Here is a 15619-nt window from a genome sequence, read left to right on the forward strand (position 1 = left end):
CGAGACTCTCCCAAATCATGTGTTGTTATGTCATATGATGTTTGTGGCAAAAGATAGCACATCCGGGGCGAACAACTCGTGTCGGATGATAAAAGCCTTAACGACCAATAAAAATCGGTCGTTTAGCCTTTAGCCAGCGTGCTTAAGTCTATTCGCTCGGTTTGACCATTGAGCTGACTAGAAATCTGGGCACGTTGCTGACTGAGGTCAAGGGCGAATTCCACGCGGTCGTTTTGATGCTGCCAAGCGAGAGTCAGCATTTGACCGCCCCCTGAGAGTTGAAACTCTCCATCAAAGGCGGGCTGAGTGTTGCGAAGCTGAATCAGCGCCATCAAACCTCGTACAACCGGTTGTTGCAATTGTTTGCTGAGCGTTTGTCGGTCTAGATAGGGGCGATTGATATCCCGCCCAACCTGGGTTTGCTCCAGCAGAGCCATGTCATTGTCCATCGCCAGTAAACCTGCGTAGTAAACTTGAGGCACGCCAGGACTAAAGAATTGAATCGCGCGCGCGATGAGGTAATGAAAATCGTTTTTGCCCAAGGCTTCATAGTAACTGCAGTTAACTTGGTATAGATCGAGGTTGTTGGCCGCTGCACCGGTTGCCAGCCGGCTTTGCCCGTGACTGTTGGCATGAATGGTTTCCACTAGCTTGTCGATTTGCGCTGCATTGAGTAGCCCCGGTTTATCTCCTTCCGGGCCCGCATCTATGATGCCAATGCCATCGTGGGTATCCAATACGGTGAGACAGTTGCGCGGGGCGATGCTCAACCAGTGGATGAGCGGATCGACATCATTGGCGGATAGCGCATGCAGCACCAGAGGTGGCAAGGCGAAATCATAAACGCGGTGAACCCGCTTTGCGACGTCTATTTGAGTTTGGTAGTGGCTATGGATCTCAGCAACGGTTTCCATGCCCAGTTCGTTAGCGCGACGGGAGAGGTGGTCAATAAAATCAAAGGTGTCATCGAGCATAAAACAACTGGTGTTGGGTCGCTTGATTGCGTAACCCGCCGCATCGAGTCGAATGATTTTGATCCCACTATCGGCAAACAGCCCCAGTACCTGCTCGAGGTAGGCTTTCCCCTGCGGATGTTCAACGTTGATATCAATCTGATTGTCGGTAAAAGTGGTCCAGAAGTTAACCTGTTGACCTGATTTGAGTGTTTTAAGGCTAAAGCAGCGGCTCGGACGAGGTCGATAGATGGCGCCTGCTTGCTGGTCAGTAATCCCTTCCGGAAAGATATCTTGCTCCTTTAAAAACAGCGGCCAGTATGGCGATAACTCTCCTTTATCCAGCACATCCAAGAACTGTGGTGATTGCGCCGACGCATGGTTCACAATCAGATCCGCCATGATGTCACAGTGCTGACTTAACTGTTTAACCTCAGCCCAGCCGCCCAAACGAGGATCGACTTGTTGATGATCGATAGGATCAAACCCAGCATCACTGCCATCAATCGGATAAAAGAAGGGTAACAGATGTACCCCTGCAAACAGATCGTTTAGTTCAGTGGTTAGCAGTGAGGTTAAAGCGGGTAAATCTGCGCCACTTAAGCGGTCGACGTAAGTGATCAATTGAACTTTGTTTTGCATGGATGGCACCTTGTTGGTCAAAGCAAATGCACAGTAGACGCAGTCAAACTCTGGTCTACTGTGGGAATTAGAGATGCTTTAGCGATATCCCGTCTTGATTGAACAGATGGATTTTTTCCACATCGGCCTTAAGGTAGATCTGCTCTCCACGATGGAAGTCTAAGATCCCGGGCAACTTAGCAACAATCGCTTCGTCATGACCGTCGGCATTAATGTGCAGCAAGGTCACCTCACCTAATGATTCAACAAACAAGACGGTTCCGGAGATGATTGCGTCCTCTTGTTCGGCGACGAGGTAGTCTTCAGGCCTTACCCCTAATTGCAATTGGCTGCCGCTTAGATCTGGGTTAGCCGCAATGGGGATGTCAATCTCAAGCCCACTCTCAGCCTTGACTTTGCAGCGCTCTCCCGCTGAAACCAATGTGGCGGTACTAAGGTTCATCGCGGGCGAGCCGATAAACTGCGCGACAAACACATTGGCTGGGTTGGTATAGAGTTCTAGCGGGGTGCCCACTTGCTCGATTTTACCTGCCGACAGCACCACAATTCGATCTGCCAGCGTCATGGCTTCGACTTGATCGTGGGTGACATAAATCATCGTGGTTTGTTCGAGTTGCTCTTTAAGGTTGGCAATTTCAATTCGCGTTTGCACCCGTAGCGCAGCATCCAAATTGGAAAGAGGCTCATCAAATAGAAACACCTTTGGCTGGCGAACAATCGCGCGACCAATCGCCACCCGTTGTCTCTGGCCCCCAGACAGCGCTTTTGGTAAGCGGTCTAGGTAAGGTTCCAGTTGCAGCATTCTGGCCGCTTCCATTACTCGCTCATGAATGGCTTCTTTTGACTCTTTGGCAATGCGCATCGCAAACGCCATATTGTCGTACACCGTCATGTGCGGATAGAGGGCGTAAGTTTGAAATACCATGGCAATGCCGCGCATGGCGGCGGGTAAATCGTTAACGCGCGCTTCCTCAATAAAGAGATCTCCAGAGGTGATCTCTTCAAGTCCGGCAATCATGCGTAATAAGGTCGACTTACCACAACCCGATGGGCCGACAAACACCACAAATTCCCCTTGCTTTATATCCAGATCGATACCGTGCAGAACTTGAGTGTCACCATATGATTTCGTTACGTTGGTTAAAGCTAATCCTGTCATTTCATTATTCTCATCATTTGCAAACGGCTTATTTGACCGAGCCAGAAAGAAGTCCACGAACTAAGTATCGTTGTAGGGTAAAGAACACCGCGAGCGGCACTGCGATAGACACAAACGCTGATGCGGTAAGGATCTCCCAGTTGCCGCCACGAGAGCCGAGTAGCTCACGTAATCTTGCGGTCAACACCATGTGCTCTTCACCGGTACCGAGGAACACGGTGGCGACCAACAGATCGTTCCACACCCACAAGAACTGGAAGATGCCAAACGAGGCGAGGGCAGGAAACGAGAGCGGCAGCACGATACGCATAAAGATTTCGAAGTCGGTAGCGCCATCCACTTTGGCCGACTCGATGATCTCTCTCGGCAAACTGGAGATGTAGTTACGCAGTAAATAGATGGCAAGGGGCAGGCCAAAGCCCGTGTGGGCAAGCCAAATCCCGAGATACGTCTTGGCACCGACGCCGAAAAACGCGCCAATGTCGTTATACAGCCGCAACAGTGGAATCAAGGACATTTGCAGGGGCACGACTAACAAGCCAACCACCAGCGCAATTAATAGATTGCGCCCGGGCATTTTCATCCAAGAGAGGGCGTACGCGGCGTAGGCGGCAATCAGAATCGGGATGACCGTCGCCGGTATGGTCACTGTGAGTGAATTGATAAATGAGCGACCAATCCCTTCTGCCGTCAAGACTTCTTCATAGTTGGCTAAACCAAACTTGGGTGGGACGACCGCGGTAAAGAAGATGCGTTTTCCTCGCGAGCCTTTGAATGGCTCAGGTGAGGTCATGCGATATTCGCCATTTTCGGCAACCGTGAGCGTACCCCCACCGTTCATCTCGGCGACGTCGCCAGGCTGATACTTGGTGGGTTCACGGGAAGAAAAACCAAACGCGCTGATGGTACTGGGTTGACCATTGACTAGCAGTTGTCCTGACAGCAGGTACTGGTCGCCCTGTTGAATTTGTTGGTCAGGATGGTCGGTGCGCTCAACCAGATTTTGTTGTGAACTGGTGAGGGAGGTCCACCAGCCCGAAAGCGCCAGTTGGTCTTTATCACGAAACGACGAGATAAACAGCCCCGCAGTCGGTAGCGTCCACATCACCACGATGACCAGTACTGAGAAATGCACCAGCAGGGTCAGCGGCGAGCGTCTTAATTTGCTCAAACCGAATTTGGCTTGGTTCGCTGTGGTTGAATCTGACATTAGCGATCCTCCATTTGCGCGCTTGCTTGGCGCATGTTCCAAACCATCACCGGGATAACCGCAACCATAATAATGACGGCGATCGCCGCGCCGCGTCCAAAGTCGCCGCCGCCACGGAACATCCAGTCAAACATCATGTTGGCGAGGACTTGAGTGCTCCATTGGCCGTTGGTCATGGCCAACACAATATCGAAGACTTTGAGCACTAAGATGGTGATCGTGGTCCAGACCACCGCGATGGTGCCCCAGATTTGCGGAATCAATATTTTGAAGAAGATTTGCACGCCATTGGCACCGTCAAGTACGGCCGCTTCAACGGTCTCTTCTGGAATGCCACGCAGCGCCGCTGAGAGGATCACCATGGCAAAACCGGTTTGGATCCAGATTAAGATCACCATCAAGAAGAAGTTGTTCCAAAACGGAATGGTGATCCAAGCCTGTGCGGTTCCGCCAAACGCCTCGACAACCGCATTAAGTATGCCGATTTGTTCCGATCCCGGTGCCCGGTAGTCATAGACGAACTTCCAGATGATGGACGCACCAATGAATGAAATCGCCATCGGCATAAAGATCAGACTCTTGGCGATATTGCCCCAACTGACTTTGTCAGTCAGTGCAGCGATCACTAGCCCAAAGAAGGTCGAGGCAGCAGGTACCACCAGCAACCACAATAAGTTGTTAAACAGCGACTCGCGAAACTCAGGATCGTTAAATAGCCACGCGTAATTGGACAGTCCGACATACTGGTCACCGTTTCGGTCATGCAGGGATAACACCACAGACTCAAATACCGGATAAACCAAATACAGACCAAGGAAACTCAAGGCCGGGCCGAGAAACAGCCAGGGACGAATCGAGGCTGCGCGCCTTAGGTTACGAGCCATGACTTGGTTGGATACGTTTTTGGTGGGAAAGATCACGCTCAACAACCAGTTGGTCCCTAAAAAGTAGACCACGCAACTGGCAACGCCTAACGCCATGATAAATAAAGAGGAGTAGAGCTGTTCCATCGCTATCTCACTTATACCATTGGAAACAAAACCGAGGTGTCAAAAAGCCGATAGAAACCGTGTCTATCGGCTTTTGGCTCAAGCGGCTATTTCAATGCATCCCAAGTGGTTTGCACATCGTTGGCAACATCTTGCGCAGACTTGCCACCGCTGTAGTCGACCATACCGGTCCAGAATGCACCAGCGCCGACTTTGCCCGGCATCAGATCAGAACCATCGAAGCGGAACGTGGTCGCTTGAAGCAAGATTTCCCCTTGTTTCTTCAGTGTGTCGTTGCCATAAGCGTCGACATTGGCGCCTTTGTGCGGGGTTAAGAAACCTGACTGAGCCATCCAAATCTCATGAGCAATTGGAGATTGTAAGAACTCCATAAACGCACGCGCAGCAGGCGAGTCTTTGGTGATACTCCACATCGTACCTGCACCCAGAACCGGCTTACCTAAGTCTTTAGACTCGTAGGCAGGGAAGTAGAAGAAGTCGGCATCTGTACCCAACACTGTGCCTTCAGGGAAGAAGCTTGGAATGAACGAAGCTTGACGATGCATGTAACATTTCACTGGTGAAGTGAAGAGTCCTTTTGGTGAATCACGGAAATCGGTGGCCGCGACTGCACGAGCCCCACCGTCGACAAAGGCATCGTTACGCACAAACCAACCAAACTCCTCAATCGCGTTGACCACTTTTGCGTCGTTGAACTTGAGCTCATTGGTGACCCATTTATCGTAGTCTGCTGGAGATTGAGTGCGCAGCATCATGTCTTCCACCCAGTCCGTCGCTGGCCAACCTGTGGCGCCACCCGAACCTAACCCAACACACCAAGGTGTCTCGCCATCCGCAACGATCTGCTCTGTGAGCGCTTTGAGCTCTTCCATCGTTTGTGGCACTTCGTAGCCCGCATCTTCAAAGTTTTCAGGCACGTACCAAACGAGCGATTTGAGGTCCACTTTATAGAAAAAACCATATAACGCTTCTTTACCATCTTTACCGGCAAAGGTGCCCAAATCGACCCAAGATGAACCCGCGGCATAATTGTCGTTGATCCAATCTGCCATTTTTGGCTCTAGCGGAGTTAAGAAGCCTTTTGAAGCAAGGTCAGCGGCAAGGCCCGGCTGAGGGAAAATGGCGATGTTAGGGGCACTACCGGCTTGGACGTCAATCGCAATCTGTTGCTCGAATGAGTCTGAACCTGAGTAGTTGACTGTGGCGCCTGTCGCCTGTTCGAAGTAGGCGATAACGCTTTCAACTAACTCTTTATCTTCGGTCAACCACGGACCGAAAATGGTAACGGTTTGTCCTTTGAGATCTTGGCTTTTGAGCGCTTCATAGCTTTGCCAATTAAAGCGAGCGTCTTCACCGGGGGTATATTTTAAGTCAGCAGCAATCGTAGGGAGCGAGAGCACTGCGACAGCAATCGAACTAGCAATTAGAGTGGTTTTCATTGGTTAGACTCCGTGTTCAGATACCTATTTAACGTTTCTTGTTATGTACATCGAACTTAATGACCTCATAAGCGAAAGACGGCTGCGCTGTTAAGGTGTTTTCTTAATCGATTAAGTTGTCACTAACTAAAGTAGAAGTTGCAGCCAAAATTGCTCGTTTTTTGGGCGCATGTTGTGCTTTTGATCAAGTTTTGACCTGCTTTACTGTGCAAAAGTTGACCGCCTTCAAAGTTAAATTATTTGTATTACTTGCGTGAGTACTGATTTTTACTTAATCGTTTTAGACTTTGGAAAAATATTGACTATCTTTGCCTATAGATTTGACCTTTGGACGCGGCCCTCACATGCAAAACAAAAAGCCAACACTTAAAACCGTAGCTGAATATCTTGGGGTTTCAACCGCGACGGTCTCTAATGCTTTTAATCGACCGAATCAGTTATCTCAGTCTTTGAGAGAGAGAATCCTCTCTGAGTGTGAGAACCTCGGCTATAGCGGGCCAAGTATTACCGCTCGCAGTTTGCGCACTGGAAAAACAGGGGTGATAGGGCTGTTGCTCGCTGACAATCTGGCGTTCAACTTTACCGATCCAGTCGCGACAGAGTTTCTGACCGGCATTTCTCAAATGCTCGACCAAGAGCACGTCAACATGTTGATGCTGCCGTCTAAGACCGAGAACTACCAAAATACCCAAGTGGAAACCATCCCCGATAGCTTTATTGTCTATGGTAAGCCGATGGACGCCAACGTGATGAATTTGATCACCCGTCAGCGCAAGCCCTTAGTGACGGTGGATTTCTGCTGGCCTGATGTGCCCTCGATTAACGTCGATAACGAACAAGCTTGTTACGACATTGCTTGTCACGCCATTCGTAGCCCGCAAGACCAAATCTTGATTCTAGGTTTGCGACTTGAATCCACCAATGCTTTGGCACTGGCTAACCTCGACCATCTTTACACCGAGGAAGAATCCGTTTCTCGTTGTCGATTCGAGGGCTACAAACGTGCGATTCGTGATCAAGGGGCGACGCTTGATGTAGAAAATGTTTGGCAGATACATGAGTTAGAGAAAAAGGTATTGAAAACCATGTTGCGCGGCGCGCTGACTTCACCAAAGCGCGCCGATGTATTGCTGTGTATGAGTGACAAGATTGCCCTTGCCGCCCTCGAGGTGACTCAAGAGCTTGGGCTACAAGTCCCTGAACAGATACGTATTGTTGGTTTTGACGACATTCCAGCCGCTGAGCCAGCGGGCTTGACCACGGTCAGACAGCCGATTATGCATAAAGGGCAGCTTGCTGCTCAAATGGCGATGGGGCATATCCCCTACCAAACCATGGTGCTCGAGACTGAGTTAATGACTCGCAGTACCAGTTAAAGGTTATCAACACGTTTAAGGAGTAACCATCATGAGCACGCACCAATTAGAAAGGCGCTGGTGGCACAATGCCGTGGTCTACCAGATCTATCCGCGCAGTTTCAATGATTCGAATGGCGACGGGGTAGGGGATATTCCCGGCATCATTGAGAAACTCGACTACATTGCCGGTCTTGGTGCCAACGTGATCTGGTTAAGCCCAGTTTATCAATCTCCGATGGATGACAACGGTTACGACATCTCTGATTATCAGCAGATCGCGCCTGAATTTGGCACTATGGCCGACATGGACCAACTGATTGCCGAGGCAGATAAGCGCGGGATTAAGATTGTGATGGATTTGGTGGTCAACCACACTTCCGATGAGCACGCGTGGTTTAAAGCCTCGCGCAGCGACAAAGATAATCCTAAGCGTGACTGGTATATCTGGAAGGATCCAAAGCCAGATGGCAGTGAGCCGAATAACTGGGAGTCGTTTTTCAAACCCAAAGCGTGGACCTTGGACAAGCAAACCGGGCAGTATTATCTGCACTTGTTCAGTAACAAGCAGCCGGATCTCAATTGGGCCAATCCTGAGGTGCGAGAGGCGGTGTACGATATGATGCACTTCTGGCTCAAAAAAGGGCTAGGCGGTTTTCGCATGGACGTGATCAATATGATTGGCAAACCGTCAGACTTTCCCGATGCAACCATTTTTGACCAAGGCGTCGCGGGTTGGGAACATTGGTCGAACAATTTGCTGGTTCATCAATACTTGCGTGAAATGCACGATAAAGTGCTGAAGCACTACGATGTGTTGACGGTGGGAGAAACGCCATTTACCACTACACTGGATGGGCGTTACTACTCACACCCGGCCCGCAACGAGATCAGCATGATATTCCAATTCGAACATGTCAGCATTGATCGAGAAGAGCATAACGCGGTCAAAAAACCGTTCGATTTGGTCCAATACAAAGAGATCATGACCCGCTGGCAAGAAGACTTGTACCAAAAAGGCTGGAACAGCCTGTATTGGAGCAACCATGATCAGCCACGCACCGTTTCTCGCTATGGTTGTGATTCGCCCCAATACCGAGTGATCAGCGCCAAGATGCTCGGGACGGTGTTACACATGATGAGTGGCACGCCGTATATCTATCAAGGCGAAGAGATCGGGATGACCAATAAGCATTTCAACTCCATTGATGAGTTCAATGACTTAATGGCAAAATTCCACTATCAAAAAATGCGTGACCGTGGGGTCAGCGACGCAGACGCGATTGCCTTCCTCAATGACTTCTCACGCGACCATGCTCGTGTGCCGATCCAATGGAACACGCAGCCAAATGCGGGTTTCACCACTGGCACACCTTGGCTGCCGGTCAATACCAATTATCCAGACATTAACGCCGAACAGGCCGTGAGCGATCCAAACTCTATCTATCACTACTACCGACGCCTGATCACCTTGCGCCAAGGTAAAGAGTATGGCGACGTGATTGTCTATGGCGAGCATCAGCTACTCGACCCAGAGGATAGTCAGGTTTACGCTTACACCCGTACTCATCAAGGTAAGTCACTGCTGGTGATTGCCAACTTTACTGACGAAAAGGTGGAGAGAAGTTATGCCGCTGAGGTGAAGCAGACGGTGATCAATAATTATCCTGGCAGCGTCGCGAGTGTGGCGAAACTCACTTTACAGCCCTACCAAGCGTTAGTGCTTGAGGTTGAATCGAGATAAGTGAGGTCAAGTGCCACGGGGTCAACCGTGGCACTTTTACACTGTAAACACAATGATGGGGCTAGATTTTTTTGGCAGTCAGAAGTTCGTTAAGATACGTGAACACCGGCCCTCTATGGCTATTCGCGCGCCAAAGCAGATCGGCGGCATAATAGAGTTCGGCTCGTTGAAATTCAGGTTGGAACTCGATCAATGTCCCCATTGCTTGACGCTCTATCGCCATGGATTTCGGCAAAAACGCCCAGCCTAGACCTTGTTCGACTAAACGCACCATGTCATCTAAGTCCGCAGCCTGCCAAATCTCTTGAGAGAGTTTACTGGTCGCATTGAGCACACTGTTTTCTAGCATACTGGTACAAACAATTTGCCTTTCTGCAATTAAGGTTTCATTGTCCACTTCACTCATGTCCGAAAAGTCAGAGTCTGGACTACAGACACATACCCACTCGATTTGTTCAACAGCGACAAATTCCAAGTTGTCAGGAACCGCTTTTGAACCCAAGTTAAGCGCCAGATCTATTTCACCGTTTAGGATCGCGCTGTTCAGTTTCTCACCAGATAGTTTCAATAGTTGAACTTGAGTAAAAGGGAAACGCTGAGCCATTTTCTCTAGAGCGCTGTCGATGACCGAAAGAGGGACCAGTGGGTCAATGCCGATGCGTATAACATCTTCAACATCTTCTGTCGTACCCTGAGCAAAACTATGAATTCGTTCTGCCTGTCTGAGAAGGACTTTGGATTGCTCGTAAACACGTTCACCTTGAGCGGTTAATTTAGGGTACTTGGTCGAGCGGTCAAACAGCGTGACCCCTAAATCCAACTCTAAGTTATTGACCCCAATACTCACTGAGCTCTGACTTTTACCTAAATGGCGAGCAGCTGCAGAGAAGGAGCCCTTTTCGGCGGCTGCAATGAATGCTGTGATTTGTTCAAGATTAAGCATAGCAATCCTATCTGAAAGTCAGTTGGTTGAGGCTTTCAAATATTAGTTAAATACATAATCCAGAGTCAACTTTAAGTGTCTCTTTATTAGGGGCAAGCACCATTTTCCATTTAAATAACGATCAATTATTTAAATGGAAAATGTCTTTTGAGTGCTCTCACTGGCGAATATTGAATGCACTTCATCTCATCAGGATGTTATTAGGTTGCAGTTAAACTCACCAGGCAGTGAACTTACTTATCCAGCTTCCAGTTAGAGGCTAGCTCTCGCCAGTTGGTCATTTCTATGTCAGCGTAAGAGCTAAAACTGTGCACGCCAACAAAGGCTTTTTCCCCGATTTTTTTTACCTGTTGAGTGAGTTGGTCGTGTGAGCTTGAAGCAAGCTCTGACCCCTCGTGGTGCTGCGAGAACTGGCTTGAGAACCTAACAATATCATCAATTTGTGCGCGCCATAGATGGTGTTGGCGTAAATAGGCATACACCAACCATGTCGTATAGGCAGAACGTCGGTAACCAAAACCTACCCAGCCTTGATAGGTGGCGGTCTTTACTTTCGCCCTGCATAAAGCTTCCCAACTCTCATATTCAAATAACCGACAAACGGCTTCACGAGATAGTCGTTGCTCCTGTTGGTCTGAACTTTCGAGTACTCTTTTAACTCGAACTTCGATGCCGAGATCTTCCACGATCCACAGTTGAGTTTTATCTTTCGGATCTATCAAATGCATTAGCACAAAAAACTCCAACAAAAATAGTGTGATACAGCGCTGTAGTTAACTAGACGCGTATCACGGCGGTAGAGGGTGACTTGCAATGGTATTGCTGGGCAGCGAAACAAAAAAATCGCAATGACGTGCGACTCTTTTGTGGATATCGGCTTCAAGCTATTGATACACAGCATTAAACGCAGCCGTTTCTAGCATGTTTCTTAAATTCGCGGACTGAGGATGATCAGGATGGATTTTATGACTCAATATGTCGTCAATGTTGACCGATGAGCCGTAAGTGGCGGTGTTCAGTTCGCTATCCGGGCGAAAAGTGATCGCATCTATACTGCCGCCAAAAAACAAGCCGCTATTCTCAGAAACCATCAGTGTTGAAATGCCGTCTTTGCCTCCAACCACTTTGCCGCTAATGCCTTTGGCTATAGTCAAATCAGCTGTTGCACCGACTCGAAATGGTTTCGAACTGATCTGGTTGAGCATGTCGTTGCTTAAGATAACCCCAATGCCTTCGACTTTTTGAGCGCCCGCCAGCAAGCCAAACATAACACTATTGAACTTAACGAATACTGGGGCACTCCACTGCTGTTCTTTGCGAGCTAACAGGATTCCTCTGCCCCATTGTGCACCGAGCACAAATCCCAATTGATGGCTTTTAGGCACGATCAGAATCGCTTTGGCAATACCTGTGGTGGTCTTAACTGAGTCCCAATACTGGTTGGAGTTAAAGCGAGAGAACTGTTGCTCTGATATTTTGACCAAGTTATTCGATTGAGTTTGGAGTTTCGATGTTTCGACTTGTTGCTGCGAACTTTGAGCTAGGGCAGCTCCAGACGAAATCGACATCAGGAACAGCAACAAGACGCTCATCAAGTTCCATCTAGTTGAGCCAGTGCAGTTGGAAATAATCATGATATTGGCCTCATTGACTGTAGTGTGAAACGTCGCAACTCTCTGATATTGCGCCGTCAATACTCGGTTTAGTTGTGACGGCTTCTGCCCACTCAGTACCTTGATGGTTGCGACAGCATCCGCTCGAGATTGTTTAAATGTCACGGGCTCGGTACTGACCGCTCCATTTTGGTCTATGGCCACAACAATACCTGTCTTCAAAGAATATATAGAGTTAGTTACTATTCGTTTTTTTAATAGTTTTCATTGAAAAACCCTCTTCTTGAGGCCAGTTTGTAACGTTGGCTGGGTTTTTAAGTTTTTGAAAATAATGTATTTTTATACAAAAGGCCCCTAAATTGACTCGAGCAAGTTTAGGGGCTTAAACCGGTTATGCTTTCAGACTAAGCAGTGTGAGCAAGTATCGATTTGTGCTTCAGTTCACGGATCGACTGGAACACAACGAACAGCACACAAGCAGCAATACAGCCGATGAAGGTTGCTGACACGATGCCACCAAATGACGCCCAACCTAAGGCTTGTTGCGCTCCGCTACCAATGGCATCGGCAACCATTAACGGAATCAAACCTACAGCGAAAGAGAAGGCAGTCATAAATACCGCGCGGGCACGTAAGCGCATGGCTTCAACGGCTGCGTGCTTGAGTGCGTAGCCTTGCACTTCTCGAAGCTCTTTGGCGTATTCCACGATGAGAATAGCGTTTCGTACCGCCATACCAATCAGCAAGACTGCCGCGAGTTGAGTGAACAAGGTAATTTCAACGCCGAGTTTTGCCACGCCAGCAACAATCCCGATGACTGCTGTCGGTACCATGGTCATGATAGCGGCAGGGATCAACCAGCTTTCGTATTGTGCGACCAGAACAAGATAAGTCACCAGTAGCGCCAGAGCGAGAATGATGGCAGTTTGGTTTCCGGCCTGGATCTCCTCTTTTGCCGTACCTGTAAACTCAATCGCATAGCCTTCTGGCAGATCAAGCGACTTCAACGTCTCAATAGCAGCACCACTTGACAGGCTTGGAATCACATCAATGGATACCGACTGTTGACCGTTAAAGCGGTTAAGGAAGTTTGGTAACTTAGTGTTCTCCAAGTCAAACAGTTTACTCGCTGGTTGGCTTTGTCCATTGCCGTAGGTAATGAATACGTTGTCTAACGCGTCTTGATTCAGTCGATGCTCAGGGGCATTTTGCATCATGACTTTGTAGTTTCGACCGTATAGGTTGAATGTATTGACATATTGACCGCCAAAGTGCGCTTGCATACCAGCGACAAGATCAGCGTAAGTTACCCCGTACTCAAGCATGATGTCGCGTTTGACGTTCAATTTTAGTGATGGTTTATCGACTGAAAACTGGGTCATTGCAATGGCAATAGAGTCAGAATCATTAAGCTGTTCCATTATTTGTTGAGTGTCTTTCATCAGCTCTTGCGCAGAGCGACCAAGCTTGTCAATCAACATAAAGTTAATGCCATCGACCATGCCCAACTCTGGAATAACCGGTGGTTTGAAAGCGAACCCACTGATTTGGTTGTCTGCAAGCACTTGGTTTACTTGTTCGGTGATCTCATCATCTGAGTGCTTGCGTTCTTCAAGCGCATCAAGATTAAGCAGAATTAAGAAGCTACTCATATCGGCGGTATTATTGAGCAGATTAAAGCCAGAGGCAGCGATCGAGTTTTTTACCCCATCAACTTGTTGAAGTTGTTCTATTAAATCTAGAGCATGTTTGTCGGTAACAGGTAAGGCTGTACCAGGGTCAAAACCACCAACGACAAAGATCGCGCTGGTATCTTCTGCGGGCAGCATGCCTTGAGGGAGATCTTTTCCGTGGTCGACGGCTTGCCACACTAAAGCGCCAAGTAGCAACAGAGAGATGATCGGGAAGCGCACAAACTGTTTTGTCACGAAGGTAAAGGCTGTGATTTTTCCGCCAATCACCCGCTCAACTGAACGAGCCAACACGCCTTTTTTCGGGCGTTTCATGAACAAGACACACAGTGCTGGTGTTAGGCTCAATGCGACGACGGTAGAGACTAGAACCGACACGGATAGCACGATACCGAACTCACTGTAAATAGTGCCGGTCATACCTTGCATGAAAACAGTCGGCGCGAATACAGACAGCAATACCAAAGCAGAGGCAATGATCGGTGATACCACTTTGTCCATGGCACGAACAATCGACTCGCGAACACTCATGTCAGGGTTATGGTGCAGTTCGTGTTCGGCTGCCTCAATCACAATGATAGCGGCATCGACGACAATACCGATAGCCATGACCAAGCCAAGCATAGAGATAATATTGATATCGATACCTAGGCCAAACATGAAGGCGAATGTGCCAATCAAGGATACTGGGATGGCGGTGACTGTGATCAGCGTTAAGCGGATTGACTGCATGAACACCAACGTCACTAGACCCACAATCACGACGGCTAACAATAAGGTTTCGATCACATTGTCGATTGCCCCCAAAACAAAGCTGGTCGCATCGTATACGTAGTCGATCTGATAGTGAGTGTCGAAAGTGTTAAGGAGATCGGCTACGGCTTGGCCGACTTCAACGGCATTCGCATCGGGAGTTTTATAAATGAAGACCACTGAACCACTGTCGGCGCCAGCATAAGCATTGGCAGTGTACACCTCTGCGCCTAATTCAATCTGTGCTACGTCTTTGAGCAGAATACGTTTTTGCAGTGCATCACCGCGAACAACGATGTCTTCGAACTGCTCTTTTGTGGTTAAACCACCGTCTACTGTAAGCGGGAACTCAAGCAGATCGCCTTGAAGTGAACCTGCAGGACTGATCTTATTTTGTGTGCTAATGGCATGGTTGATTGCCGCTACATCGACAGAATATTGCTTCATTTTGACCGGATCTAACCAGATGCGCATGGCGTACTTTTTCTCACCTAGTACATCGACTTTAGAAATACCGGGAATACGCTGTAACGCCTCTTTAAACGGTCCGCCAGAGAAGCTGCTGATTTCGGTGTCTTTCGCTTTTCCTGTTGGATCTTTAATCGAAAGGCCTATTAACATACCGTTAGACAGCTTTTCTACCTTCACACCATTTCGAGCAACTTCGGGTGGTAGTTCGGGAAGAGCGAGGTTGACTCGGTTTTGTACCAAAGTGACGGCGTTATCTGCATCGGTCCCATTTTCGAATACCACCTCGAGCGAATAGGTTCCATCTGCGCCAGAGGTCGACTTCATGTACTCCATCCCGGTGACGCCATTCACCTGTTTTTCGATCTCTGGTGCGACCGATTTGGTTATCACTTCAGCTGTCGCTCCGTCCATCCATGTATCGACAGCTATTGTGAGGGGCGCAACATCTGGGTATCGCCCCATGGGAGATTGCAGTGCCGATACGACACCTGCAATGGAAATAAAAATGGAAAGAACAATGGCAAGCTTGGGCCTGCTGATAAATATCTTAAACATGGTGGACCTCTGATGGATGTGGAGGATGGGCACCCTCAGCATACTCAAAGGCGTATTTAGCAACAATGTAGGTTCTATAGA

The 15619-nt window shown here is 48.6% G+C and carries 11 protein-coding genes; 2 read left to right on the plus strand and 9 right to left on the minus strand.

The features are described 5' to 3' along the window. Positions 1 to 122: 122 nt before the first annotated feature. The 5 genes from gtfA to MTO69_RS16975 form a co-directional block, all read right to left on the minus strand. Positions 123 to 1595 carry a sucrose phosphorylase gene (gtfA, locus tag MTO69_RS16955; protein ID WP_248334614.1) on the minus strand — a complete coding sequence of 491 codons (1473 nt, stop codon included), beginning with the start codon at positions 1593 to 1595 and terminating at the stop codon, positions 123 to 125. A 67-nt stretch (positions 1596 to 1662) separates the two neighbouring features. Further along, complete coding sequence (locus tag MTO69_RS16960; protein WP_248334615.1) at positions 1663 to 2754, minus strand: ABC transporter ATP-binding protein; 1092 nt, start codon at positions 2752 to 2754, stop codon at positions 1663 to 1665. Between the two features lie 28 nt (positions 2755 to 2782). Beyond that, complete coding sequence (locus MTO69_RS16965) at positions 2783 to 3964, minus strand: carbohydrate ABC transporter permease (RefSeq protein WP_248334616.1); 1182 nt, start codon at positions 3962 to 3964, stop codon at positions 2783 to 2785. Further along, entirely contained in the window at positions 3964 to 4974 is a 1011-nt protein-coding gene (locus MTO69_RS16970; protein WP_248334617.1) for a carbohydrate ABC transporter permease, read from the minus strand. Before MTO69_RS16970 ends, MTO69_RS16965 begins: the two co-directional genes overlap by 1 nt. Before the next feature lie 86 nt (positions 4975 to 5060). Next, a complete protein-coding gene (locus MTO69_RS16975; RefSeq protein WP_248334618.1) occupies positions 5061 to 6413 on the minus strand; it encodes an ABC transporter substrate-binding protein in 1353 nt (450 codons plus the stop codon). 344 nt (positions 6414 to 6757) lie between these two features. On the opposite strand from MTO69_RS16975, the gene MTO69_RS16980 reads away from it, so the two are divergent. After that, entirely contained in the window at positions 6758 to 7789 is a 1032-nt protein-coding gene (locus MTO69_RS16980; protein ID WP_248334619.1) for a LacI family DNA-binding transcriptional regulator, read from the plus strand. A 31-nt stretch (positions 7790 to 7820) separates the two neighbouring features. After that, positions 7821 to 9512, plus strand: a complete 1692-nt coding sequence (locus MTO69_RS16985) for a glycoside hydrolase family 13 protein (protein ID WP_248334620.1) — start codon at positions 7821 to 7823, stop codon at positions 9510 to 9512. A 61-nt stretch (positions 9513 to 9573) separates the two neighbouring features. Here the strand turns inward: MTO69_RS16985 and MTO69_RS16990 are convergent, their stop codons facing one another. From MTO69_RS16990 to MTO69_RS17005, 4 genes are all read right to left on the minus strand, one after another. Continuing rightward, positions 9574 to 10455 carry a LysR family transcriptional regulator gene (locus MTO69_RS16990; RefSeq protein ID WP_248334621.1) on the minus strand — a complete coding sequence of 294 codons (882 nt, stop codon included), beginning with the start codon at positions 10453 to 10455 and terminating at the stop codon, positions 9574 to 9576. A gap of 233 nt (positions 10456 to 10688) precedes the next feature. After that, a complete protein-coding gene (locus MTO69_RS16995; protein WP_248334622.1) occupies positions 10689 to 11183 on the minus strand; it encodes a hypothetical protein in 495 nt (164 codons plus the stop codon). Between the two features lie 156 nt (positions 11184 to 11339). Beyond that, positions 11340 to 12272: a lipid-binding SYLF domain-containing protein gene (locus MTO69_RS17000; protein ID WP_248334623.1), complete on the minus strand. Its 933-nt coding sequence runs from the start codon at positions 12270 to 12272 to the stop codon at positions 11340 to 11342. A gap of 200 nt (positions 12273 to 12472) precedes the next feature. After that, on the minus strand, positions 12473 to 15538 hold the full coding sequence (locus tag MTO69_RS17005; RefSeq protein ID WP_248334624.1) for an efflux RND transporter permease subunit: 3066 nt from the start codon (positions 15536 to 15538) through the stop codon (positions 12473 to 12475). Between the last annotated feature and the right edge of the window lie 81 nt (positions 15539 to 15619).

This window comes from Vibrio sinaloensis (genome assembly GCF_023195835.1).
In the GTDB taxonomy this organism is placed as follows: Bacteria; Pseudomonadota; Gammaproteobacteria; order Enterobacterales; family Vibrionaceae; genus Vibrio; species Vibrio sinaloensis_C.

Bases quoted from the DNA above. Each gene is read 5' to 3' on its own strand.
- gtfA (WP_248334614.1), bottom strand. From the start codon at position 1,595: ATGCAAAACAAAGTTCAATTGATCACTTACGTCGACCGCTTAAGTGGC.
- MTO69_RS16960 (WP_248334615.1), bottom strand. From the start codon at position 2,754: ATGACAGGATTAGCTTTAACCAACGTAACGAAATCATATGGTGACACT.
- MTO69_RS16965 (WP_248334616.1), bottom strand. From the start codon at position 3,964: ATGTCAGATTCAACCACAGCGAACCAAGCCAAATTCGGTTTGAGCAAA.
- MTO69_RS16970 (WP_248334617.1), bottom strand. From the start codon at position 4,974: ATGGAACAGCTCTACTCCTCTTTATTTATCATGGCGTTAGGCGTTGCC.
- MTO69_RS16975 (WP_248334618.1), bottom strand. From the start codon at position 6,413: ATGAAAACCACTCTAATTGCTAGTTCGATTGCTGTCGCAGTGCTCTCG.
- MTO69_RS16980 (WP_248334619.1), top strand. From the start codon at position 6,758: ATGCAAAACAAAAAGCCAACACTTAAAACCGTAGCTGAATATCTTGGG.
- MTO69_RS16985 (WP_248334620.1), top strand. From the start codon at position 7,821: ATGAGCACGCACCAATTAGAAAGGCGCTGGTGGCACAATGCCGTGGTC.
- MTO69_RS16990 (WP_248334621.1), bottom strand. From the start codon at position 10,455: ATGCTTAATCTTGAACAAATCACAGCATTCATTGCAGCCGCCGAAAAG.
- MTO69_RS16995 (WP_248334622.1), bottom strand. From the start codon at position 11,183: ATGCATTTGATAGATCCGAAAGATAAAACTCAACTGTGGATCGTGGAA.
- MTO69_RS17005 (WP_248334624.1), bottom strand. From the start codon at position 15,538: ATGTTTAAGATATTTATCAGCAGGCCCAAGCTTGCCATTGTTCTTTCC.